The 22,324-nt window shown below is 72.8% G+C and carries 22 protein-coding genes and 1 pseudogene; 11 read left to right on the top strand and 12 right to left on the bottom strand.

From position 1 onward, the window contains the following. Positions 1–2: 2 nt before the first annotated feature. Positions 3–1,241 (top strand): amidohydrolase family protein, encoded by a 1,239-nt coding sequence (locus ACZ4VT_RS28815; protein WP_467953970.1) that lies wholly within the window; start codon positions 3–5, stop codon positions 1,239–1,241. Positions 1,242–1,474: 233 nt separating this feature from the next. Here the strand turns inward: ACZ4VT_RS28815 and ACZ4VT_RS28820 are convergent. Both ACZ4VT_RS28820 and ACZ4VT_RS28825 read right to left on the bottom strand, forming a co-directional pair. Beyond that, positions 1,475–2,491 (bottom strand): annotated as a pseudogene (locus ACZ4VT_RS28820) (MFS transporter); the annotation flags it as partial. A gap of 126 nt (positions 2,492–2,617) precedes the next feature. Further along, positions 2,618–3,988 carry a ricin-type beta-trefoil lectin domain protein gene (locus ACZ4VT_RS28825; protein ID WP_467953972.1) on the bottom strand — a complete coding sequence of 457 codons (1,371 nt, stop codon included), beginning with the start codon at positions 3,986–3,988 and terminating at the stop codon, positions 2,618–2,620. 109 nt (positions 3,989–4,097) lie between these two features. Here ACZ4VT_RS28825 and ACZ4VT_RS28830 point away from each other — a divergent pair, with 109 nt between their 5' ends. After that, on the top strand, positions 4,098–4,598 hold the full coding sequence (locus ACZ4VT_RS28830; protein WP_467953974.1) for a GNAT family N-acetyltransferase: 501 nt from the start codon (positions 4,098–4,100) through the stop codon (positions 4,596–4,598). Positions 4,599–4,603: 5 nt separating this feature from the next. Here ACZ4VT_RS28830 and ACZ4VT_RS28835 read toward each other — a convergent pair whose 3' ends face one another. Continuing rightward, positions 4,604–4,747 (bottom strand): hypothetical protein, encoded by a 144-nt coding sequence (locus ACZ4VT_RS28835; RefSeq protein WP_467953976.1) that lies wholly within the window; start codon positions 4,745–4,747, stop codon positions 4,604–4,606. A 171-nt stretch (positions 4,748–4,918) separates the two neighbouring features. Here ACZ4VT_RS28835 and ACZ4VT_RS28840 point away from each other — a divergent pair, with 171 nt between their 5' ends. Next, complete coding sequence (locus ACZ4VT_RS28840) at positions 4,919–5,776, top strand: trypsin-like serine peptidase (protein WP_467953978.1); 858 nt, start codon at positions 4,919–4,921, stop codon at positions 5,774–5,776. A gap of 243 nt (positions 5,777–6,019) precedes the next feature. On the opposite strand, the gene ACZ4VT_RS28845 is transcribed toward ACZ4VT_RS28840, so the two are convergent. The 5 genes from ACZ4VT_RS28845 to ACZ4VT_RS28865 form a co-directional block, all read right to left on the bottom strand. Beyond that, the gene (locus tag ACZ4VT_RS28845; RefSeq protein ID WP_467953980.1) at positions 6,020–6,463 is read right to left on the bottom strand and encodes an NUDIX hydrolase; all 444 of its coding nucleotides are present in this window, start codon (positions 6,461–6,463) and stop codon (positions 6,020–6,022) included. A 182-nt stretch (positions 6,464–6,645) separates the two neighbouring features. Beyond that, positions 6,646–7,815 carry an ABC transporter permease gene (locus tag ACZ4VT_RS28850; RefSeq protein WP_467954041.1) on the bottom strand — a complete coding sequence of 390 codons (1,170 nt, stop codon included), beginning with the start codon at positions 7,813–7,815 and terminating at the stop codon, positions 6,646–6,648. A gap of 104 nt (positions 7,816–7,919) precedes the next feature. Next, positions 7,920–8,612, bottom strand: coding sequence for an ABC transporter ATP-binding protein (locus ACZ4VT_RS28855; RefSeq protein WP_467953982.1), 693 nt, complete (start codon positions 8,610–8,612; stop codon positions 7,920–7,922). Between the two features lie 5 nt (positions 8,613–8,617). After that, entirely contained in the window at positions 8,618–9,736 is a 1,119-nt protein-coding gene (locus ACZ4VT_RS28860; RefSeq protein WP_467953984.1) for a peptidoglycan-binding protein, read from the bottom strand. Next, positions 9,733–10,224 carry a hypothetical protein gene (locus tag ACZ4VT_RS28865; RefSeq protein ID WP_467953986.1) on the bottom strand — a complete coding sequence of 164 codons (492 nt, stop codon included), beginning with the start codon at positions 10,222–10,224 and terminating at the stop codon, positions 9,733–9,735. Before ACZ4VT_RS28865 ends, ACZ4VT_RS28860 begins: the two co-directional genes overlap by 4 nt. A 90-nt stretch (positions 10,225–10,314) precedes the next feature. On the opposite strand from ACZ4VT_RS28865, the gene ACZ4VT_RS28870 reads away from it, so the two are divergent. Genes ACZ4VT_RS28870 through ACZ4VT_RS28880 form a run of 3 tightly spaced genes read left to right on the top strand, consistent with a single transcriptional unit; the run spans position 10,315 to position 13,165 of the window. Further along, positions 10,315–10,977, top strand: a complete 663-nt coding sequence (locus tag ACZ4VT_RS28870; RefSeq protein ID WP_467953988.1) for a response regulator transcription factor — start codon at positions 10,315–10,317, stop codon at positions 10,975–10,977. Further along, the gene (locus ACZ4VT_RS28875) at positions 10,974–12,371 is read left to right on the top strand and encodes an ATP-binding protein (RefSeq protein ID WP_467953990.1); all 1,398 of its coding nucleotides are present in this window, start codon (positions 10,974–10,976) and stop codon (positions 12,369–12,371) included. Before ACZ4VT_RS28870 ends, ACZ4VT_RS28875 begins: the two co-directional genes overlap by 4 nt. Further along, positions 12,368–13,165, top strand: coding sequence for a L,D-transpeptidase family protein (locus ACZ4VT_RS28880; protein ID WP_467953992.1), 798 nt, complete (start codon positions 12,368–12,370; stop codon positions 13,163–13,165). The genes ACZ4VT_RS28875 and ACZ4VT_RS28880 overlap by 4 nt, the downstream gene beginning before the upstream one ends. Here the strand turns inward: ACZ4VT_RS28880 and ACZ4VT_RS28885 are convergent. From ACZ4VT_RS28885 to ACZ4VT_RS28895, 3 genes are read right to left on the bottom strand one after another with little or no spacing between them, the layout of a single operon-like run. Further along, a complete protein-coding gene (locus ACZ4VT_RS28885) occupies positions 13,137–13,838 on the bottom strand; it encodes a transmembrane-type terpene cyclase (protein WP_467953994.1) in 702 nt (233 codons plus the stop codon). The two genes, ACZ4VT_RS28880 and ACZ4VT_RS28885, sit on opposite strands and share 29 nt — an antisense overlap. Before the next feature lie 59 nt (positions 13,839–13,897). After that, positions 13,898–14,239, bottom strand: coding sequence for a hypothetical protein (locus ACZ4VT_RS28890; RefSeq protein ID WP_467954043.1), 342 nt, complete (start codon positions 14,237–14,239; stop codon positions 13,898–13,900). Between the two features lie 32 nt (positions 14,240–14,271). Then, complete coding sequence (locus tag ACZ4VT_RS28895) at positions 14,272–14,529, bottom strand: hypothetical protein (RefSeq protein ID WP_467954045.1); 258 nt, start codon at positions 14,527–14,529, stop codon at positions 14,272–14,274. A 165-nt stretch (positions 14,530–14,694) separates the two neighbouring features. Here ACZ4VT_RS28895 and ACZ4VT_RS28900 point away from each other — a divergent pair, with 165 nt between their 5' ends. The 5 genes from ACZ4VT_RS28900 (at position 14,695) to ACZ4VT_RS28920 (ending at position 21,103) form a co-directional block, all read left to right on the top strand. Next, positions 14,695–15,642 (top strand): LLM class F420-dependent oxidoreductase, encoded by a 948-nt coding sequence (locus tag ACZ4VT_RS28900; protein WP_467953996.1) that lies wholly within the window; start codon positions 14,695–14,697, stop codon positions 15,640–15,642. 25 nt (positions 15,643–15,667) lie between these two features. After that, complete coding sequence (locus ACZ4VT_RS28905; RefSeq protein ID WP_467953998.1) at positions 15,668–16,453, top strand: SDR family NAD(P)-dependent oxidoreductase; 786 nt, start codon at positions 15,668–15,670, stop codon at positions 16,451–16,453. A gap of 114 nt (positions 16,454–16,567) precedes the next feature. Next, complete coding sequence (locus tag ACZ4VT_RS28910) at positions 16,568–17,689, top strand: LLM class flavin-dependent oxidoreductase (protein WP_467954047.1); 1,122 nt, start codon at positions 16,568–16,570, stop codon at positions 17,687–17,689. Between the two features lie 196 nt (positions 17,690–17,885). Beyond that, entirely contained in the window at positions 17,886–19,625 is a 1,740-nt protein-coding gene (locus ACZ4VT_RS28915) for an N-acyl-D-amino-acid deacylase family protein (RefSeq protein ID WP_467954000.1), read from the top strand. Continuing rightward, a complete protein-coding gene (locus ACZ4VT_RS28920) occupies positions 19,622–21,103 on the top strand; it encodes an aldehyde dehydrogenase family protein (protein WP_467954002.1) in 1,482 nt (493 codons plus the stop codon). Before ACZ4VT_RS28915 ends, ACZ4VT_RS28920 begins: the two co-directional genes overlap by 4 nt. Before the next feature lie 76 nt (positions 21,104–21,179). Here the strand turns inward: ACZ4VT_RS28920 and ACZ4VT_RS28925 are convergent, their stop codons facing one another. Beyond that, entirely contained in the window at positions 21,180–22,265 is a 1,086-nt protein-coding gene (locus ACZ4VT_RS28925) for a DNA alkylation repair protein (protein WP_467954004.1), read from the bottom strand. Positions 22,266–22,324 lie beyond the last annotated feature (59 nt).

The raw sequence follows: 22,324 nt of genomic DNA on the forward strand, positions 1-22,324 counted from the left end.
CCATGGAGACCTTCCCGAAGATCATCTCGGTGGACGACCACACGGTTGAGCCCCCCCACGTCTGGCGGGACCGGCTCCCGTCCAAGTACCAGGACACCGGCCCCCGCGTCGTCCGCGCCCCCTTGAAGGAAATGACCTTCCTCGGCGGCAAGTTCACCCCCGTCATGGGGGCCAAGGGCGACGACGGCCCGATCGGCGACTGGTGGGTGTACGAGGACCTGCACCGGCCGCTCACCCGCCTCGACACGGCCGTCGGGTACGACCGCGACGAGATCAAACTGGAAGTCATCACCTACGAGCAGATGCGCCCCGGGTCCTTCTCGGTTCCCGACCGCCTCGCCGACATGGACGTCAACCACGTCCAGTCGGCCCTGTGCTTCCCGACCTTCCCCCGCTTCTGCGGCCAGACGTTCACCGAGGCCAAGGACCGTGAGCTGGGACTGCTCGGCGTACGGGCCTACAACGACTGGATGGTCGAGGAGTGGTGCGGCCCCGACGCCGGCGGCCGCCTCATCCCCCTCACCCTGATCCCGCTCTGGGACGCCCGCCTGGCCGCCGCGGAGGTCCGCCGCAACGCGGCGCGCGGCGTGCGCGCGGTCGCCTTCTCGGAGATACCCCCGCACCTCGGCCTGCCGTCCGTCCACACCGACGAATGGGACCCCTTCCTGGAGGCGTGCAACGAGACCGGCACGGTCATCGCCATGCACATCGGCTCCTCCTCCCGGATGCCGTCCACGTCCGCGGACGCCCCGCCGGCGGTCGGCTCCACCATCACCTTCGCCAACTGCTGCTTCTCGATGGTCGACTGGCTGATGAGTGGCAAGTTCGAGCGCTTCCCCCACCTGAAGATCATGTACGCGGAGGGCCAGATCGGCTGGATCCCGTACATCCTCGAACGGGCGAACGTGGTCTGGGAGGAGAACCGGGGCTGGGGCGGGGTCGCCGACAAGGTGCTGCGCCCGCCGTCGGAGCTCTTCGCGGAGCACGTCTTCGGCTGCTTCTTCGACGACGCCTTCGGCCTGAAGAACCTCGACTCGATCGGCGTCGGCAACGTCCTCTACGAGACGGACTACCCCCACTCCGACTCGACCTGGCCGAAGTCCCGCGAGGTCGGCGAGGCCCAGATGGGCCACCTGGCACCGGACGTGGTGGACCGCATCGTGCGCGGCAACGCGATCGACCTGCTGGGACTCACGGCGGACGGGCTGTGGGCGGCAGCGGGAGCCCACGGCCAGGGGTAGAACCCCCTACGGGCGCCCGGCCGCGCGGCGCGCACCGGCGCCGCGCGGCTCCGCCGCCCCGCCCCCCCCGGGGAGGCCGCGAGCAGCAGCGCCACGGCCAGGCCCGCCACCGTGAGCACCGGCAGCAGCACCCGTACGTCCACGAGAGCCACCAGTGCGGCCCCCAGCGCCAGGGCCAGCGCGTTCGGTACGAAGATCAGCGTGTTGGCCGTGGCGGCCGCCCGGCCCAGGACGGCGCCCGGCACCTCGCGCTGCACCGCGGTCAGCGCGGCGATCAGCACGCACGGCAGCCCCGCGCCGATCGCCACGCTGCCGGCCAGGGCCGCCGCGTCGTACGGCAGCGCCCTCGCCCCGACGCCCAGCGCGAACAGGGCCGCGCCCCCGGCCGTGAACACCCGGTCCGGCAGCCGCCGCAGGAGCGGTCCCGCCGCGAGCCCGCTCAGCACGGAACCCGCGCCCTGCACCGCGTACAGCACGCCCACGTAGGTGGGCGCGTGCCCGAGCACGCCGTCGGCGACCGCGTAGACCACCGCGCCGTTCAGACCGGCCAGGAACATCACGGCGGCTCCGGTCAGCACCAGCGGCCGCAGCGCCGGCGAGGCCCACAGCTGCCGCCCGCCCTCCAGCACGTGCTGGAGACCGCGCGCCGGCGCGGTCCGGGCCGGCGGCTCCTCGCGGACCCGCAGCAGGGCGAAGATCCCCGCCGCCAGTGCGAAGGTCAGCGCGTCGAGCAGGGCCACGGCCGCCCCGCCGTACCGGACGAACAGGCCCGCGCCCACCAGCGGCGCGATCAGCTTCACGCCCTCGCTGGCCGTCAGCCGCAGCCCGTTGAAGTCCCCGAGCAGCCGCCCGTCGACGGCCTGCGGCACCAGGGCCGCCTCCGCCGCCCCGTGGACGGTGCCGCAGACCCCGTACACCAGCAGGACGGCGAACAGCAGCCACACCCGGTCCGCCGAATCGAGCAGGAGCAGTACGGGCAGCAGCGCGGCCATCACGAGGCCGACGCCGACGAGCACCGGCCGCCGCGGCAGCCGGTCGGCGAGCGCCCCCAGCGCCGGCCCGGCCGGCACGGGCGCCCACAGGGCGAACACCGTGAGCGCCGCGAGGGAGTCCGACCCGGTCAGCGACTTCACCCAGATCCCGGCCACCAGCCACATCGCGGTCGTGCCGACCCCCGACACCACCACCCCGCCGAGGTAGAGCCCCGCATTGCGGTCCCGCAGGACCCGCCCCGTTCCCCAATCGGTCATCCGACCAGCGTGCGTCTGAGAAGGGCCCCCCGGGATCGGGCAACCGCCTTATTCCCGTGCCGCTTCCGCGCCACGGGCCGCCCCCGGCGGGACGGGGGCGGCCCGTCGTGAGCGGACGGGGCGGGTCTACTTCGGGGTGATCCAGACCTGCCGCTTGTTCGTGTTCGCCGTGTAGAGCTGGACCACCGTGCCGTTGGCGGTCGCGCCGCCCGTCACGTCGAGGACCTTGCCGGAGGCCACGTGGACGATCTGGCCCTTGGCGTTCACGGACCAGCGCTGGGCCGCCGAACCGTTGCAGTCGAAGAGGCTGATCTTGTTGCCGTTGGTGCTCGCGTTGCGCGCGTTGTCCAGGCACTTGCCGAAGGCGCGGAACGTGCCGTCCTTGCCCAGGATCCACGACTGCGCGGCGGAGCCGTTGCACGTGTAGAGCTGGACCTGGGCGCCGTTGACCGCCTTCCCGGCCTTGACGTCCAGGCACTTGGCGCCGATTCCGGTCACCCGGCCCTGCGGGGACAACGTGGCGCCGCCGCCGGCCGCGAGGAGGCGCAGACCCTGGACGTCGAACTGCTGGACGTAGGTGCCCGCCCGCTTGTCCTGGTAGGCGTACGTGGGCGAGCACATGACGGGGAACTGGCCCGAGTCGGTGCCCTTCACGCAGTCGCTCTTGTTCAGGCTGCGGTTGGCGTGGGTGAGGCCCAGCGTGTGCCCGAGCTCATGGCTGACGTGGTTGCGCATGTACGTCTCGCCCATGGCGGCGGTCGGCTTGCCGGCGGGGGTGAAGAACGAGTCGTCGATGTAGGCGTGGCCGCTGGTGACGGTCTCGGCCACGGAGGAGCTGGTGAAGCCGCAGCTGAGGTTGGCGGTGCCCGTTCCGTCCCGGACGATCTTCCAGCCCGTACTGCCCATGCTGCCCTCGCCGGCCGGCGGAACGCACGGGCGGTGCAGCACGCCCACGATGACCTCGCCCTTGGGCCGTAGGTAGTCCCAGCCCACCGGCTTGGTGTCGACGGTGACCGGCAGGTTCGTGATGCGGCGCAGGTCCGCGGCGGAGGCCTGGACGTACGGAGCCAGCCAGTCGGCGGACTTCTGGTCGTAGAACTTGATCGTGTAGCCGGTCGGCAGCCACTTGGTGGCGCCGCTCAGCTTCCAGCCCTCGCCCTGCGGCGGCGTGGGAGCGGCCGCGGCGGCTGCCGCGGCCGACCGCGTGCCGGTCTTCGCCGGCTGCGCGCCGAGCGACATCACGCCGTCCCTGAAGACGGTGCCGTCGGAGCCGTGGGTGGCGGAGTCCTCGACGTGGGAGTCCGGGGAGTCGTGGGAGTCAGGGGGATCGAGGGACTCAGGTGACTCCGGTGACTCCGTTGCCTCGGCCGCGGGCGGTGCGCTCTCGCCGGTGTCCTCGGTGCCGAACGCGGTGGGGGAGAGCTGCAGACTTCCCACGATGGCGACCGCGGCCGCCGCGGCGACCATGGATATCCGGTGCTTGCCTGTCAGCCGCACGTATGCGTCGCCCTCTCTGAAGGCTCTCAAGGAATCGGAGCGACGATTAGATCAACAGGCCGAATGCGCTTGTCAAATCGCGCAGTTGGAGGCCGGTTAGCATGGGTGAGTGCCCCGGCTTGAGCTTCTGCGCTTCGACCACGCCCCGGCCGTGCTCGACTTCGAGCGCGAGAACCGGGCCTACTTCGCCGCGTCCGTCCCCGACCGCGGCGATGAGTACTTCGCCCACTTCGACGAGCGCCACCACGCGCTGATGGCCGAGCAGGACGCCGGACTGTGCCTGTTCCACGTACTGGTGGACGGCAGTGGTGCGGTCGTGGGGCGGGTCAACCTCGTCGACGTGGCGGAGGGTTCGGCCGAGCTCGGATACCGGATCGCCGAGAAGGCCGCCGGGCGGGGCGTGGCCACGGCGGCCGTGCGCGAGGCCTGCGACCTGGCGGCCACCGCGTACGGCCTGACCACCCTGCGGGCGGTCACGACGCTCGACAACCCCGGCTCCCGGGCCGTACTGGCCCGCACGGGCTTCGTGCCCACCGGCGGAATCCAGCTCGACGGCCGCCCCGGCCTGCGCTTCGCGTGCGACCTCGGGGCGTTCGCGCGACGCCTGTGAACGGATCAGAAGCGGGCTTTGTGGGCGAGGGCGGCGTCCGTGCAACCGGCGATCCAGTCCGCCGCGACGCGCTCGGGTTCAGGATTGGCGACTTCGTAGGACGGCAGCGAGTTCTTGCACGCCGCCTCGGCGGATCCCTGGTCCTTCACGGAAAGGATCTCGGTAACCGTGTTTCCTCCCAGGTGCCCCGTGCTGTCGGCGGGTCACAGTAACCGACGTCCAAGCCCGGTACCCGCCAAGGGCGGAGGCCGCCACCCCGCCCCTTGCACCCGGCCCTGCCCCCGAGGCATGCTTCGCCAGGGCAAATCGGAAGGATCATCATGCCGGTGGACAAGCGGACCGTCGTGACGGCGGTGCTGTGTGCGGTGGCGGCTCTGGGGGCGTCCGCCGCGGTGGCCGAGCTGGTGCCGCCGCCCGAGGGGGCCGCGCCCGTGCGAGCGAAGGCGGGCCCGACTGCATCGCCGACGGCCACATCGCGATCGCAAGCGGCGAAGCCTCAGCTCTCGACCCTGCCCGGAGCCACCCTTCCGCCCGCCGTCACGCCTCCGCCCGGTGGTCCCGCGGCGTTCACCGGGGCCCTGTTCACGGACGGGCTGGACAGTGATCACTTCTGTACGGCCACCGTGGTGCACAGCCCCGGCCGCAACATGATCATCACCGCCGGGCACTGTCTGCTGGAGGGTGACCAGGGCGACGGAACCGCCGTCTTCGCACCTGCGTACGCGAACGGCATGGCCCCGTACGGCACCTGGAAGATCGAGGAGGTCTTCGAGGACGACCGCTGGGCCGAGGGCACGGACGACGACTACGACCTCGCCTTCGCCCGCCTGGCCCCCGACGCCAAGGGCCGCACCATCGAGGACGTGACCGGCGCGGCCGTGCTCGACACCAGCGGGCGCGCGGGCGAGGAGGTCACCGTCACCGGCTACCCGGCCGACCGTAAGATCCCCCGCACCTGCACGGCGGTCGGCGTCCGCGAGAGCGCCACCCAACAGCGCTTCGACTGCGCCGACTTCCCCGGCGGCACCAGCGGCAGCGCGTGGATCGCCCGCGACGGAAAGATCATCGGCATCCTCACGGGCGGCGACACGGACGACGTGTCGACCAGCACGATCCTCGGCGAGTACGCCGCCTCGCTGTACGCCAAGGCCACGGCGAAGAACCCCGCCGCCGGCTAGCAGCGAGGCGGACCCCGCCGCGTCTCAAACGCCGGCGAGGCTGAAGTCGGCCCGCCGGTTGTGACGGGGTCGGGTGTGTGGCGGGGTGTCCCCGCAGGGCGTCGAACGCAACCGCCCCCTCACTCTCCGACCCCTCGCCACGTTCGGCGCCCGAGGAGATACCCCGGCGCGCGCCCGGCCCCGTCGCAACCGGCCCCCGCCCCACCCCGGCGGCCCCAGCTGCCGGCCCAGGCAGTCGGCCGGTCAGGCCAACAGGCCCAAGTGGACCGGTTCCGCCGGGGCGTTCGCCAGGAGGTCCGGGAGGCGCGGGGGCCACAGGGGTTCGCCGAGGGTGGCGAGGCGGTCCGCGGGAAGCCACTGCCAGTGGATGCCGGGGGACTCCAGGACCGGTTCGCGGTGGGGGCCGCGGGCGAGGTAGATGTGCTCGTGCTGGCGGACCGGGATGCCCTGGTGGGTGAAGTCGTGCTCCCAGGTGCACAGCAGCCGTTCCGGCTCCAGGTCCGTCCACCCGGTCTCCTCGCGCAGCTCGCGCCGCACGCAGTCCTCGGGGCTCTCACCGGGATCGATGCCGCCGCCGGGCGGCAGCCAGTGGATGCCGACCTCCACGTTGTTCTCGCGGAAGAGGAACACGGATCCGGCCGGGGACAGGATGACAACGCGCGCCGCGTGACGTGGAGTTCGATTCATCACCTCAGGGTACGTCGGTGATCGGGTCCGGGGGACGGGCTCGTCGGCACCGGTCTTTCGCCCTCCCCGGCTCGGCCCGCTTCTCCCCGGCCCGGCCGCCCCTCCCCGGCCCACCCCTCCCCGGCCCACCCCTCCCCGGCCCGGCCGCCCGGCCCGCCCGAACCCGCCCCGGCCCGCCCGCCCTACGCCGCCGCCAGCGCCAGCGTCGGCGACAGCCGGGCCGCGCGCACCGCCGGGTAGAGGCCGGCCACGGTGCCGATCGCCAGGGTGGAGGCGAAGCCGCCGGTCACCGCCCAGAGCGGGACCACCCAGGGCAGGTCGCCGGCGCGGGCGTAGACCGCCGTGGCCGCGCCGCCGAGGACGATCCCCGCCAGGCCGCCGAGGCCGGACAGCAGCAGGGACTCCGTCACGAACTGGATCCGGATCTGCCCCTTCGTCCCGCCCAGGGACCGGCGCAGGCCGATCTCGTGGCGTCGCTCCAACACCGAGATGATCATGGTGTTGGCGACGCCGACCCCGCCCACCAGCAGGGCGATCCCGCCCAGTCCCAGCAGCAGGGTGCTGAAGGCGCCCTCCGTGGCCGCCTTCGCCTGGAGCGCCGCCGAGGGGTCGGTGACCGAGACCGCGCTCGGCGTCTGCGGGTTGGCCGTCTGGGCGATGAGCTTCCTGACCGCCGCGACGCGGTCGTCCGCCGACCGCTCGTACACCGCCGTCGGATGGCCGTCGAAGCCCAGCAGCCGCTCGGCCGCGTCCCAGCCGATCAGTGCGGAGCGCTCGATCTCCGGGGCCAGCGGGACCGGCTTCAGGATGCCGATCACCGTGAAGTACCGGCCGCCGATGAAGACCTGCTGGCCCGGCTCGGTGATGCCGAGCCGGCGCGCGGAGACGTGCCCGAGCACCACCGAGGGGTATTGGCCGGTGGCCCCGTTGAGCCAGGTGCCGCTGCCCGTCCCGGCGCGCAGGGTGCCCAGCAGGTCGTCCTTGGCCGCCTTGAGCACGACCCCGCCCGTCTCCTCCTTCGGGATGTTCTCGGAGCGGCGTACGGACTCGGCCACGTCGCCGGTGGTGCCCACCGACTCGACGCCCTCGATCCGGGAGACCATGCCGGGGGCGTCCTTGGGCAGCTTGGTGTCCTGGCCGCTGAACATCCCCTTGCCGGGCGTCGCGACCAGCATGTTCGTGCCGAGCGCGTCGAGTTCGCGCAGCAGCTTGGCCTGGCTGGAGGAGGAGATCCCGACCACCGCGATCATCGTGGCGATTCCGATGGCGATGCCGAGCGCGGACAGGAACACCCGCGTCGGGCGCGAGCGCAGGCCCGCCGACCCGACGTGCAGGACGTCCCGCGGGGACAGCCTCGGCGGGGTCGGCTTCCGCGCCCGCCGGCCGCTGCCGGAGGCCGTAGCCGCGTCCGCACCCGTACCCGCGTCCGCGCCCGTACGGGTCCTCGTACGGCCCCTCACGCCACCACCCCCGCCCCGCTCCGTACGTCCGCCACGATCCGTCCGTCGCGGATCCGCACCTGCCGCGGCAGGCTCGCCGCGATCTCGTTGTCGTGGGTGATCAGGGCGATGGTGGCTCCGTCCCCGTTCAGTTCGTGCAGCAGCTCCATCACCGACTCCCCGGACGCCGTGTCCAGCGCGCCCGTCGGTTCGTCGGCGAGCAGCAGGTCCGGTGCGCCCGCCACCGCCCGGGCGATGGCGACGCGCTGCTTCTGCCCGCCGGACAGTTCGTGCGGCCGGTGGTCCATCCGGTCCCCGAGGCCGACCCGCTCCAGTGCCCGCGCGGCCCGGCGCCCGCGCTCGGCGCGCGAGAGGCCGCTGTAGAGCAGCCCTTCGGCGACGTTGGCCCGGGCGCTGATGCCCGGCACCAGGTGGAAGGACTGGAAGACGAAGCCGACGTGGCGGGAGCGCAGCGCCGACAGCGAGCGGTCCGAGAGGGCGGCGATGTCGTGCCCGGCGATCCGTACGCCGCCCGACGTCGGGCGGTCCAGGGTGCCGACGATGTGCAGCAGGGTGGACTTGCCGGAGCCCGACGGGCCGACGATGGCGAGGAGTTCGCCGGCGGTGACGGTGAGGTCGACGTCGCGCAGGGCGGTGACCCCGCCGGGGTACTCCTTGGTGACCCCGGTCAGCTCCACCACTGTCTCCATCTGTGTCACAGCTTCGGGATCCCCACCTGCATGCCCTCCTTGAGGGCGCCGCCGGTCACCTCGACCCGGCCGTTGCCGAACATGCCCAGCTCGACTTTGACCTCGCGCGCCCCGCCGTCCTCGACGACCTGGACGCCGAAGCCGCCGCCCGCGAGCGCGAGCAGCGCGTTGACCGGTACGGAGAGCACGCCCTTGCGGGTCTCGCCGGTGAGGCCGACGCTCACCGGGGACTGGTCGGGGGCGTCGACCTCGGCCGGCTTGTCGAAGGCGACGGACACCTCGACCTTGGCCTTCTGATCGCCGCCGCCTCCCCCTCCCCCTCCGCCTCCGCCGCCCGCGCCGCCGTTCTTGTCGTCCGGGGCGGCCGTCCCGCCCACCGAGTCGATCCTCCCGGTGGCGTCGACCCCGCCCGGCAGCCGTACGGTCACCGGGTCGCCGGCCTTCGCCGCCGCCGCCTTCGCCGCGTCGATCTGGAAGCGGACGATCCGCTCGGTTCCCGTCACCGTCAGCACCGGCTTGCCGGGCCCCGGCTCGTCACCGACCGCCGCGTCGCCCTTGCGCACCCGCTGCGGCCCCGAGGCGAAGGCGATGTCCTCCTTGCCGACCTCGCCCGTCTCCGCCGTCTTGTGCGCCTTCTGCCACCGCTTGACCGCCGTCGCCGTGCCCGCCGTGAAGGTGCCGTCCTGCGGATCGAGCCCGGTCCCGTACCCCAGCGCCTGCAGGTTCCGCTTGAGCTGCTTGACGTCCTCGCCCTTGTCGCCGCTCTTCAGCGGCCGGTACATCGGCGTGGACCCGTACATGAGCCGCACCGCCCTGCCGTTGACCTCGTACAGCCTCCCGTCCCGCTCGATCGCCGAGCCCCCGGCCGCGACCCACGTGAGGACGCCGGGCCCGCCCGCGTTCAGCTTGCGCTCCTGCGCGTAGCCGAGGGTGCCCTCCACCTGGAGGCCCGAGCTGAGGTCGCCGCGCCGCACCGGCGCCGTGGCCGGCGGCAGGCCGCCGCCCTCGCGCTGCTCCTGCCCGCCGGCGCCGCGCTGCGGCTGGGCGATCACGGCGTAGCCGCCGCCCGAGACGGCCAGGACGGCGGCCAGCGATCCCAGAAGCCACGTGGCGCGCTTCCTCATCGGGCCGTTTCGCACTTCTTCTGGGCCTCCTCGAAGGCCTTCTCCTGACCCTTGGGGATCTCGGTGGCGCTCTTCATGCCGCCGTTGTGCTCAGGGTCCTTGAGGGCGACCCCGTTCTCACGCATGCACCGGATCCACTTGAGCTCCTGGTCCTTCTCCTCCTGCGTGGGCTCCTTGCCCGACCCCGGTCCGCCCATCCCGCAGGCCTTCATGGCCTCCTGCGCCTTCTGCGGGTCGGCGCCCCCGCCGAGCGTCATCCCGCGCGGGTCCTGGCCGGGCTCGGGGTCGGGCACGTCCATGCCGTGTTCGCGCAGGCACTGACGCATCTTCACGGCCCGGTCGGCGTCCGCGCCGGCTCCGCCGCCGGTCCCGCCACCGCCTCCGGAGGCGTCCTTCTTCCCCGCCGCGGAATCGTTCGCGCAGGCGGTGGCGAACAGGGTCAGCCCGGTGACGACCGCGGCCGTGCTCATGATCAGGGATCGCTTCATGGGCCCGAGCCTGCGGTGAAGGGGCCTTTCGCTTCCCTCTCGCACCCTGCTTACGACGGCGAAATGCGGATCTCCGGTAAAGAGGACGCCATGCGCGTACTGGTGGTGGAGGACGAGGAATTCCTCCGGGAGATGATCGCCGAGGGGCTGCGCCGCGACGCGCTCGCCGTCGACGAGGCGAGCGACGGCCTGGAGGCCCTGCGGCGCCTGCGCCTGGGCGAGTACGACGTCATGGTCCTGGACCGCGACCTGCCCGGCCTGCACGGCGACGAGGTCTGCCGGCAGGTGGTGCGCGAGCGCCTGCTGACCCGGGTCCTGATGCTGACCGCGTCCGGGACCGTACGGGACCGCGTGGAGGGCCTCGGGCTCGGCGCCGACGACTACCTCACCAAACCCTTCGCCTACGACGAGCTCCTCGCCCGCGTGCTGGCCCTCGGCCGGCGTGCCCGCCCCGCGCTGCCGCCCGTACTGGAGCGTGCCGGGATCGCCGTCGACACCGCCCGCCGCAGCGCCAGCCGCGACGGGCACCGGCTCGCGCTGTCCCGCAAGGAGTTCGCCGTCCTGGAGGCCCTGCTGCGCGCCGAGGGCGCCGTCGTCAGCAACGACGACCTGATCGAGCAGGTGTGGGAGCAGGACACCAGCTACTCCACCAACGCCGTCCGCGTCACCCTCAGCAAGCTCCGCGCCAAGCTGGGCGAGCCGCCGCTGATCGAGACCGTGCCGGGCGCGGGCTACCGGATCGCCGCGCCGTGACGGGCCGCCCGATGCCGCGCCGCGCGACGCCAGGTAGCCCGGCGGCCCGCCGCCCGGTCGGGGGAGTCCTGCGCACCGAGCGCGGCCGCCTCACCGCCCTCTACGGCACGCTGCTGCTCCTCGCGGGCGGCGGACTGGTGGCGCTCGTCTACGTCCTGGTCGGCCAGGGCCTCTACGCGAGCGTCAGCGGGGCCGTCCGCACGGTCAGCCCGGCCTACGTCCTCCCCTCGCCCGGTGTCACGCCCGGTGTCACCCCCGGCGTCACGCCCGGTGTCACGCCCTTCCTCCCGCCCGGTACCGCCTCGCCCGGCCCGCGGGCCGACACGGGCCGCAGCTGGGAACCGGCGCGGCGGCGGCCCCCGGGCGAGCCGCCCACCCCCGAGGAGCTCAAGGGCTACGCCTTCACCCAGAACCTCTCGGACGCCGTCACCGACGCCACCCGGCACCGGCTGCTCATGTACTCCCTCCTCGCCCTGGCCGTCTTCGCCGTGCTGTCGATCTGGCTCGCCTGGTGGATGGCCGGCCGGGTGCTGCGCCCCGTCGGGGTGATCACCGGGACCGCGCGCCGCCTGTCCGGGGAGAACCTCGACGAGCGGATCTCCCTCGACGCCCCGCCCGGGGAGCTCAAGGAGCTGGCCGACACCTTCGACGCGATGCTGGGCAGGATGGAGCACCTGGTCTCCGCCCAGCGGCGGTTCGCCGCCAACGCGGCGCACGAACTGCGCACCCCGCTGGCCGTGCAGCGGGCGGCCGCCGAGATCGGGCTGGCCGGGGACCCGTCGCCGGAGAAGGTCGCCCGGATCCGGGCGAAGCTGATCGGCGTCGCGGATTCCAGCGAGCACCTCATCGAGTCCCTGCTGCTGCTCGCCGTGTCGGAGCAGGGGCTGGAGGGGACCGGGCCGGTGGACCTGGCGGCGCTGGCGGCGGCCGAGCTGGCGGCCTGCCCGCGGCAGGGGCTGACCGTCGTACGGACGCTCGCGCCGCTGACCGTGACGGGCGACCGCGCGCTCCTCGGCCACCTCCTGCGCAACCTGTTGATCAATGCGGTACGTCACAACCGGGCCGGGGGCCGGATCGCCGTGGCGACCTCCGCGGAAGGGGAACTGACGGTGTCGAACACCGGCCCGGTGATCGACCCGGCGGACGTGCCCGGACTCCTGGAGCCCTTCCGGCGGCGCGCCGAACGGCAGCACACCGCAGGTGAGGGAGCCGGTTTGGGCCTCTCGATCGTGGCGTCGATCGCGCGGGCGCACGGGGCGGAGCTGGCGGCCGAGGCCAATCCGGACCCGGAAGGCGGTCTGACGGTCCGTGTTCTGTTCCCCGGGCCCGGCGGGACGCGCAGACAGCGGGCGCACCTCCTCCGAAGAGCGCCTGATGTACGGTCGGTTCAATGAGCAAGCACGCCCGAGCACGCTCCCGAGCGCCCCGTACGCCCCGCCGTGTGGCCCTGGCCGCGACCCTCGGCCTCGCGACCATCGCGGTCGGCTGGGTGTACGTCGCCCAGGACCCGGACAAGACCGCCGACGCGGCGCCGCAGGCGCGCACGGACGCCCGCCCGCAGGCGGCGGACCGCGCCGCCCGCGACGTCCGGCGGTCCCCCCTGCAGGGCCTGACCGGCATCAGCGAGCAGACCCGGGAACGGATCCCGGCCGATGCCCGCCAGCTCATCCTGGTCACCGGCAAGGCCGGCGACTCCTCGGAGTCCACCGCCGCGCTGTACACCCGCCCGAGCGCCGACGTCGACTGGGTGCGGGGCGAGAGCTGGCCGGCGCGCAACGGCGCCAAGGGCTGGTCGGTGGATCGCGAGTACGGGGACCTGACCTCCCCGATGGGCGTCTTCGCGCTCACCGACGCGGGCGGCCTGCTCCCGAAGCCGCCGGGCACCAAGCTCCCGTACGACAAGGACCGGGGCTTCGTCGCCTCGGGCCGCGGGGTGAACGGCGAGTCCCTGGCGGGTTCCTTCGACTACGTCGTCGCCATCGACTTCAACCGCAGGCCGGGCAAGTCCCCGCTGGACCCGGTCATGCCGGAGGGCGAGGAGAAGGGCGGCAACATCTGGCTCCACGTGGACCACGACGGCCCCTCGCAGGGCTGCGTCGGCATCCCGAAGGAGGCCATGAAGAAGGTCCTGGAGACCCTCGACCCGGCGGCGAAGCCGGTCATCGTGATGGGTCCGGAAGGCTTCTGACCTCGACCGGGGCCCGGTCCCCGTTCCCGCCCCCGGTCCCGTTCCCGCCTCCGCCCCCGGTCCCGCTGCCGGGCCGGGCCCGGAGCAGCAGTCCGATGTAGGCGAGGTCGAACACGCTGCACAGGATCCCCAGCCCGAGGATGAACGGGGAGTCCTCCAGCACCCCGAACAGCAGGGTCGGGGCCAGTGTCCCCAGCCACTTGGCGACGGCGATGGTGAGTGACTGCCCGCGCGGCCCCCGCCGGGCGGCGTACAGGGCGATGAACAGGCCGGACATCAGCAGGTTCTGCAGGAAGGCCGAGTACCGGGTCGCGTCGTGCGTCCCGAACTGCGCGAGGAACAGCCACTGCACGGCGAAGCCGGTACCGAACACCAGAACGGACCAGGCGGCGAAGAGCGGCCGGGTCACGAAGTCCGGCAGCTCGGCCCGGCCGAACCGCAGGTAGGTGTAGACGATGACCACGTCGGCCGCCGCCCACACCACGTTCACCACGCCCTGCGCGGAGACGCCGGCCGTGAACTCGTGGACGGCGTAGGTCGCCTCCCAGGCGAAGTTCAGCGCGAGCGCGGCGACGGGCATCGCGTACGTCCGGTCCCGCAGCCCGACCCGGATCGCCTCCACGTACACGACCGTCCAGGCGATCCCGCTGACCAGCGTGAGCATCAGATCCACCCGCCGCACCCTAGGGCGTCTCGTACGGGCCCGGAAGGGTTCCGACCGGAGCGCCGGGATCAGCCGCCCAGGTCCAGGACGCGGACCGGCTCGCCCTCCCACCGCTTGGCGAAGGTGGTGGCGATGATCGCTCCGTCGGGGCGCTCGGGCGTGGGCTGGGCCGCGTACTGGGTGTGCGCCGCGGCCCAGGTCTCCCGGCGCGCCAGGGCCAGTGCGGCGGGCAGGTCCAGGTCGAGGATGGTGATGCCCGGCAGGGCGGCGAGGTGTTCCGCCGTGCCGGGCCTGGCGCGGTCCGCTTCGACCAGTGCGCAGGACGGCGCGTAGAGGTACCAGCCGGCCTCGGCGTGCGCGCGGTGGATGAGCCGGGAGGCGAGGACGTTGCCCTGTCCGGCTGCCAGCATCGCCGTCTCGTCCAGCACGATGTGCGTGTCCGTCACCGGCCCCTCGCCTCTGCCAGGCGCCGGTCCAACTCGCTGTCAAGGTCCTGCTGTTCGGACGGGGTCGGGGCGTATCCGTTCCAGTCCTGCAGTGCGGCGCGGGCGCGCTCGGCGCGGTCGGCCCGCTCGGCCGGAGTGAGCAGCGTCTCCGCGAGCCGGGCCAGGTAGGCGCGCAGCGACAGCCCCTCGGCGGCGGCTATGGCGGCGAGTCTGTCCTTGGCTTCCTCGGGGATGCGGATGTTGGCGTCGGCCATGAGCGTGCTCCTTCCCATACCCCCAAGCGTACGGGTACGTACCCGTACCCGCAATGTCCGGGCCTCCGGGATCGGGTCCTCCCTCTTGTCTGACGGGGCGTCAGCTACGACGATGGCCCGGCACCGATATGACGAATCGGCAGACGAAGGCGAGGCGGGCCCGCCATGGCGCGCGTGTTTCCGGAAGGTCGGCTGGTCTACGGGATGCAGCTCCCGATCCAGTCGCAGAGCACCATCTACGCCGAGCCCTGGGAGGCGTCGGCCACCGCCGCGGATCTCGCCGAGATCGCGCGGGCCGCCGACCGGTCCGGCTTCGGGTACGTGGCCACCTGCGACCACGTGGCCATCCCGCGGCGGCTCGCCGGCCCCATGAGCACCATCTGGTACGACCCGGTGGCCACCCTGTCCTTCCTCGCCGGCATCACCGAGCGGGTGCGGCTGCTGAGCCATGTGGCGATCCTCGGCCTGCGCCACCCGCTGATCAGCGCCAAGCAGTACGCCACGCTCGACCACCTCTCCGGCGGCCGGCTGATCCTCGGCGTCGGCGCGGGGCACGTGCAGGAGGAGTTCGAGATCCTCGGCGTGGACTTCGCCCGCCGCGGGGCCGTCCTCGACGAGACCCTGGACGCGCTGCGGGTGGCGCTGGGGCCCGAGGAGTACCCGGAGTTCGAGGGCGAGCGGTTCTCCTTCAAGGACCTCGGCCAGCTGCCCCGGCCCGCGCAGGAGCGGATCCCCGTCTGGGTCGGCGGATCCTCGCCCGCCGCCGTCCGCCGCGCCGCCGTCCGCGGGGACGGCTGGCTCCCGCAAGGGGACCCGCGCGACAAGCTTCCGGCGCAGATCGCCCGCATCGGGGAGCTGCGGGCCGAGGCCGGGGTCGCCGGCCCCTGCGAGATCGGCGCGATCACCGAGGCGCTGTACGTGGGCGAGCCCGGCTGGGACACCGGCCGCCGGACCCTGGCCGGCAAGGCGGAGGCGCTCGCGGAGTCCCTGCGGGAGTACAAGGCGCTCGGCGTGGACCAGATCCAGGTCCGCTTCCGCAGCCGCGACCGCGCCGAACTGACGGACCAGATCACCGCTTTCGGGGCCGAGGTCGGCCCCCTCCTCAACGACTAGGCCGAGACGATCAGGGAGCAGGACCATGGGCAAGCTGGACGGGCGCGTCGTCATCATCACCGGCGCGGCACGCGGCCAGGGCGAGCAGGAGGCCCGGCTGTTCGCCGCCGAGGGCGCCAGGGTGCTCCTCGGTGACGTGCTGGACGAGCAGGGCGCGGCGGTGGCCGAGGACATCGGCGAGGACCGGGCCCGGTACGTACGGATGGACGTGAGCCGCGAGGAGGACTGGGCGGCCGCGGTCGCCACGGCGAAGGAGGCCTTCGGCCGGATCGACGGCCTGGTCAACAACGCGGGCATCCTGCGCTTCAACGAGCTGACCGCGACCCCGCTGGAGGAGTTCCAGCAGGTGGTGCAGGTCAACCAGGTCGGCGCCTTCCTCGGCATCAAGACCGTGGCCCCCGAGATCGAGGCGGCCGGCGGCGGCACCATCGTCAACACCTCCTCGTACACCGGCCTGACGGGCATGGCGTACGTCGGCACGTACGCCGCCACCAAGGCGGCCATCCTCGGCCTCACCCGGGTGGCGGCGCTGGAGCTGGCGGCCAAGGGGATCCGGGTCAACGCGATGTGCCCCGGCGCCGTGGACACCCCGATGGCCAATCCGGGGCTGCTGGACCCGGCGAACATGACCGACGAGGCCAGGGACGCCATGGCGGAGCTCTACAAGCGGGTGGTCCCGATGGGGCGGGTGGGGCAGCCGGAGGAGATCGCCAAGCTGGCGCTCTTCCTGACCGGCGAGGACTCCTCGTACATCACCGGCCAGCCGTTCGTCATCGACGGCGGCTGGATGGCGGGCGTCAGCATCCTGTAGCGGTCCGCCGGTCTATCTGATGGAGCGTCAGGTATTGACGCTCCCGCCTCCGCGATGGAACAGTCGAGACATCGAATCTGACGCAACGTCAGAAACCAAAGGACGGTGAACCCCTTGGAATTCGGGCTCTTTGTGCAGGGATACGTGCCTGAGGCGCGGTCCAAGGTCGACCCCGAGGCAGAGCACAAGGCGCTGATCGAGGAGACCGAGTACGTCATCCAGGCCGACAAGTCCGGCTTCAAGTACGCCTGGGCCTCCGAGCACCACTTCCTGGAGGAGTACTCCCACCTGTCGGCGAACGAGGTGTTCCTCGGGTACCTCGCCCACGCCACCGAGCGCATCCACCTCGGCTCCGGCATCTTCAACCCGCTCGCCCCGGTGAACCACCCGGTCAAGGTGGCCGAGAAGGTCACCATGCTCGACCACCTCTCCAAGGGCCGCTTCGAGTTCGGCACCGGCCGCGGTGCGGGCAGCCACGAGATCCTCGGCTTCCTGCCCGGCATCGAGGACATGAACGGCACCAAGGAGATCTGGGAGGAGACCATCGCGGAATTCCCCAAGATGTTCCTCCAGGAGGAGTACGAGGGGTTCCAGGGCAAGCACTGGTCGCTGCCGCCGCGGAAGATCTTCCCCAAGCCGTACGGGAAGGCGCACCCGGCCATGTGGTACGCCGCCGGGTCCCCGTCCTCGTACGCGATGGCGGCGAAGAAGGGCCTGGGCGTCCTCGGCTTCAGCGTCCAGAAGGTCTCGGACATGGAGTGGGTCCTCGACCAGTACAAGACGGCCATCCGGGAGGCGAAGGCGATCGGCGCGTTCGTCAACGACAACGTGATGGTCACGTCCACCGCGATCTGCGCGGAGACGCACGACAAGGCGGTGGAGATCGCGGTCAACGCGAACATGAACCGCTTCCAGTCGCTGGTCTTCCGCTACCACGACACCTTCCCGCGGCCGGAGGCGATCCCGCAGTGGCCGGAGACCCTGCCGGAGTACAACGCGGAGATCATCGAGCTCCTGATCGCGGAGGAACTCCTGATCTGCGGTGACCCGTCGGAGGTCCGCGCCCAGTGCAAGCGCTGGGAGCAGGCGGGCGCGGACCAGCTCTCCTTCGGTCTGCCGACCGGGGTCTCGTACGAGGACACCATGACCACGATCAAGCTCATCGGCGAGCACGTCATCCCGGAGATGGACACGGACCCGGTGCACCGCACGACGCGCTTCCGTCAGGCCGTCTGAGCAGGCGGGGAACGGGGACGGCGTCTTCCCGGACCGCCGTCCCGCACCAGCCCCGGCCGGGCGGCCTCCGGCCGGGGCCACATCCGGCCTCGCCGGCGGTGCTGGAATTCCCAGCCCCGCCGGCGTTCGAGGTGCGGGGTGTGGGGCGCAGCCCCACGAGACGGGCCGCAACGCGAACACCGGCAGAAGGGACGTCATGCTCGACCACCTGATCAAGGGCGCGACCGTAGTGGACGGCACCGGCGCCCCCGCCCGCGTCGCAGACGTGGGGATACGCGACGGCCGCATCGCGGCGATGGCCGCGCCCGGCACCGTCACCGAAGAAGCCCGTACCAGCGAGGACGCCACCGGCCTGGTCCTCACCCCCGGCTTCGTCGACCCCCACACGCACTACGACGCCCAGCTCTTCTGGGACCCGTACGCCACGCCCTCCATGAACCACGGCGTGACCACCGTCGCCGGCGGCAACTGCGGCTTCACCCTGGCGCCGCTCAACCCGGCCCGCCCGGACGACGCCGACTACACGCGCCGCATGATGAGCAAGGTCGAGGGCATGGCCCTCAAGGCCCTGGAGGAGGGCGTCGACTGGACCTGGTCCACCTTCGGCGAGTACCTCGACGCCCTGGAGGGCCGGATCGCCGTCAACGCCGGGTTCATGGTCGGCCACTGCGCCCTGCGCCGCCACGTCATGGGCGAGGACGCCGTCGGCGGGCAGCCCACCCCCGAGCAGATGCAGCAGATGCTCGACCTGTTCCACGACGCCATGAACGCCGGCGCCTGGGGCCTGTCCACCACCCAGTCCTCCACCCACTCCGACGGCTCCGGCGCCCCCGTCGCCTCCCGGCACGCCAAGCCCGCCGAACTCCTCGCCCTCTCCAAGGCCGTCGCCGAACACGAGGGCACCCAGCTCGAAGCGATAGTCGCGGGCTGCCTGGACCAGTTCGCCGACGAGGAGATCGACCTCTTCGTCGACATGAGCGCCGCCGCCGGACGCCCGCTGAACTGGAACGTCCTCACCATCGACGCCTCCGTCCCGGAACGCGTGCCGCGCCAGCTGATCCCCAGCGAGCGCGCGCGCAAGGCCGGCGGCCGGATCGTCGCGCTGACGATGCCGATCCTCACCCCCATGAACATGTCCCTCGGGACCTTCTGCGCGCTGAACCTCATCCCCGGCTGGGGCGAGATCCTCGGGCTGCCCGTCCCCGAGCGGATCGAGAAGCTCCGTGACGCCGCCGTACGCGCCGAGATGCTGCGCCGCGCCGACAGCAAGGAGGCCGGGGTCTTCCGGCGCCTCGCCGACTTCGGCCGGTACGTCATCGGCGACACGTACAGCAAGGAGAACGAGGGCCTCTCCGGCCGCGTCGTGAACGACATCGCCGCCGAGCGCGGCCAGGACCCGTTCCAGTGCCTGGTGGAGATCTGCGCCAACGACGACCTGCGCACGGTGCTCTGGCCGATGCCCACCGACAACGACCCGGCGAGCTGGGCCCTGCGCGCCGAGACCTGGCAGCACGAGGACGTCATGCTGGGCGGCTCCGACGCCGGCGCGCACCTGGACCGCATGTGCGGGGCCCCCTACACGACCCGCTTCCTCGGCGACTGCCTGCGCGGCCGCAAGCTGGTCCCGCTGGAGCAGGCGGTACGGATGCTCACCGACGACCCGGCGCGGCTGTTCGGGCTGCGCGAGCGCGGCCGGATCGCCGAGGGCTACCACGCGGACCTGGTCCTCTTCGACCCGGAACGCATCGAGGCCGGCCCCGCGACGCTCGTCCACGACCTGCCCGGGGACAGCCCGCGGCTGGACGCGCGGGCCATCGGCATCGTCTCCGTACGGGTCAACGGCGTGGAGACCATCCGCGACGACGAGGTCACGGGGGCGGTCCCCGGGACCGTGCTCCGCTCGGGCCGCGACACGAGGACGGTGAGCACGCGATGACCGGCGCGCAGCCGCAGCCGCAGAGGCTCTACATCGGCGGCGAGTGGGTGGAGCCCGCCGGCGGCCACTACGAGGTGGTCAACCCGGCGGACGAGTCGGTGGTCGGGCTCGCCCCCGAGGCCTCGCGCCCCCAGGTCGAGGACGCGGCCCGCGCCGCGGCCGAGGCCTTCGAGAGCTGGTCCCGTACGAAGCCCGAGGAGCGGGCGGCGATCCTCGACCGGGCCGCGGACATCATGCAGCGCGAGTTCGACCCGTGGACGGCGCTGGCCCAGGCGGAGACGGGCGCGCCCACCGGGATCGCGCGCGGCATGCAGGTCGGCGTCGGGGTCGCCCGCTTCCGCCGGTACGCGCGCGGGGCCCTCGAACCCGTCGAGAAGGGCCTCCCGCCGCAGGTCACGGAGGCCGGCCCGATGGGGAAGGCGGGCATCCTCGGCGCGCTGGAGGTGCGCCAGCCGGTCGGCGTGGTCACCTGCATCACCTCGTACAACAACCCGTGGGCGAACCCGGCGGGCAAGGTGGCCCCGGCCCTGGCCATGGGGAACACGGTGGTGGTCAAGCCGGCCCCGCAGGACCCGCTGTCGGTGTTCAGGATGGCGGACGCCCTGCACGAGGCCGGGGTGCCGGCGGGCGTGGTGAACGTGGTGAACGGCCAGTCGGTGGAGGTCGGCGAGGCCGCCGTGGACTCCCCGTACGTGGACATGGTGTCCTTCACCGGTTCCACGGGCGTCGGACAGCGCATCGCGGAGGTCTGCGGCCGGACGATGAAGCGGCAGCTGATGGAGCTGGGCGGCAAGGGCGCGGCGATCGTCTTCGGGGACGCCGACCTGGACGCGGCGGTGATGGGCATCGGCACCACCTTCTCCTTCTACTCCGGGCAGATCTGCACGGCCCCGACCCGGGTGATCGCCCACCGGTCGGTCTACGACCAGCTGATCGAGAAGCTCACCGGCTACCTGGCCTTCATGAAGGTCGGCGCCCCGGCGGCGGCCGGCACGGTGGTGGGCCCGGTGATCTCGGCGGCGCACCGGGACCGCGTGGAGTCGTACGTCGAGCTGGGGAAGAAGGAGGGCGCGCGGATCGCGTACGGCGGCGAGCGCCCGGTGGTGGGGGAGGACGGCAAGGGCTTCTACGTGGCCCCGACCCTCCTCGTCGACTGCACGAACGACATGCGGGTGGTCCGCGAGGAGATCTTCGGGCCGGTGGTCGTGGTCGTCCCCTTCGACGGCGACGAGGACGAGGCGGTCCGGCTGGCCAACGACAGCGACTTCGGCCTGCTGAGCTACGTGTGGTCGGGGGACTCGGCGCGCGCGTTCCGCGTGGCGCGGCGGCTGCGGGCGGGCGGGGTCGGCGTGAACACCATCGGCCGCAACATGGAGGCGCCGTTCGGCGGTTTCAAGCGCAGCGGGGTGGGGCGCGACGTGGGCTCGTACGCGCTGCACGCGTACAGCGAGATCCAGTCGATCGTCTGGACCGGCTGACGGTACGACGGGGCCGGGCACCGGCCGGTGCGCTCTTGGTCGTCCCGGTTGAGCCCGCGGTGCCTGCCAGCCCGGGTCAGGGCGCGTCCAACGTGAATGCGGCCTCGCCGCGGACCCGTCCGTTGACCTGGAGCTGCACCAGGTGCTCGCCGGAGTGGTAGCGGCGGGTGGTGATCGGCTTGAAGGAGTGCCGCTTGGTGCCGCTGAGGGTTTCGCCGGGGGCCAGGGCGCGGGTGAGGAGTTTGAAGACCTTGGGGGTGCGGGTGCCGTTCGCCTTCGTGTGGTGCACGACGTAGTCGACGACGAGCTCGGCCGGGAGGGTGCCGGTGTTGGTGACCGCGTAGTCGAAGACGAGGTACGCGCCGACGGCGACCCGCGGGGTGGAGAGCACCGGCCCGCGCACGGTGACCGGCACGTCCGGGGAGTGCCCGAGCAGGGTCAGCGCCTCGGGCCGGCCGGCCTTGATCAGGGTGCGCAGTCCGTGGCGTACGACGCGGTCCGTCGTCCCGGTGGGTCCGGTCAGCCAGCGGCCGGCGGTCTCGACGGCGAGCGCGGGGTGGTCCCGGCTGATGTCGTTGAGGTGGTTGGAGACGGAGCGGCGGACGTACTCGGACTCGTCGCGGTAGAGGGCGTCCAGCACCGGCAGGGCCGGGCGCGGGTCGGCGACGAAGGCGGGCAGCTGCGGGGCCCACGGCAGCCGGGGCCGGGTGCCCTCGCTGGCGAGGCGCCGTACGTGCGGGTCGGGGTCGTCCGTCCACGTCCGTACGACGGCCAGGGCGCGGGCCGCGTCGGCGCGCAGGAAGGGCCGTACGGCGGATTCGGCGGTCAGCCGGGAGGTGAGGTCGTGCAGCAGCGCCAGCCCGGGCTCGAACACCTCCAGCCCGCGGACGGCGACGGCCTCGTTGACGGGGAAGGTCATCCAGCCCTCGAAGCCCGGGTCGGCGAGGGCGGTGCGGACGACGGCCTCGAAGCCGGGCCAGTCGTCGGGGAGGTCGGCGAGCACGGCGTCGCGGACGGCGCCGACGCGGCCGCTGTACGTCAGCCCGTCGAGGGCGTCGGCGCGGGCGCGCAGGGCGGGCGCGGCCCGGCCGCCTGCCCTGGCGAGCAGCCGGGCCAGGGTGTTGACGGTTTCCGCGCTGAGGAGCTCATCGGCCGTGGGCATGGGGACAGTCTCGCTGATGCGGGCCCGGTCCGGGGGCGGTTGGCTGCGCCGCTCGGGCC

The sequence above is a fragment of the Streptomyces sp. NPDC029164 genome (assembly GCF_055563995.1).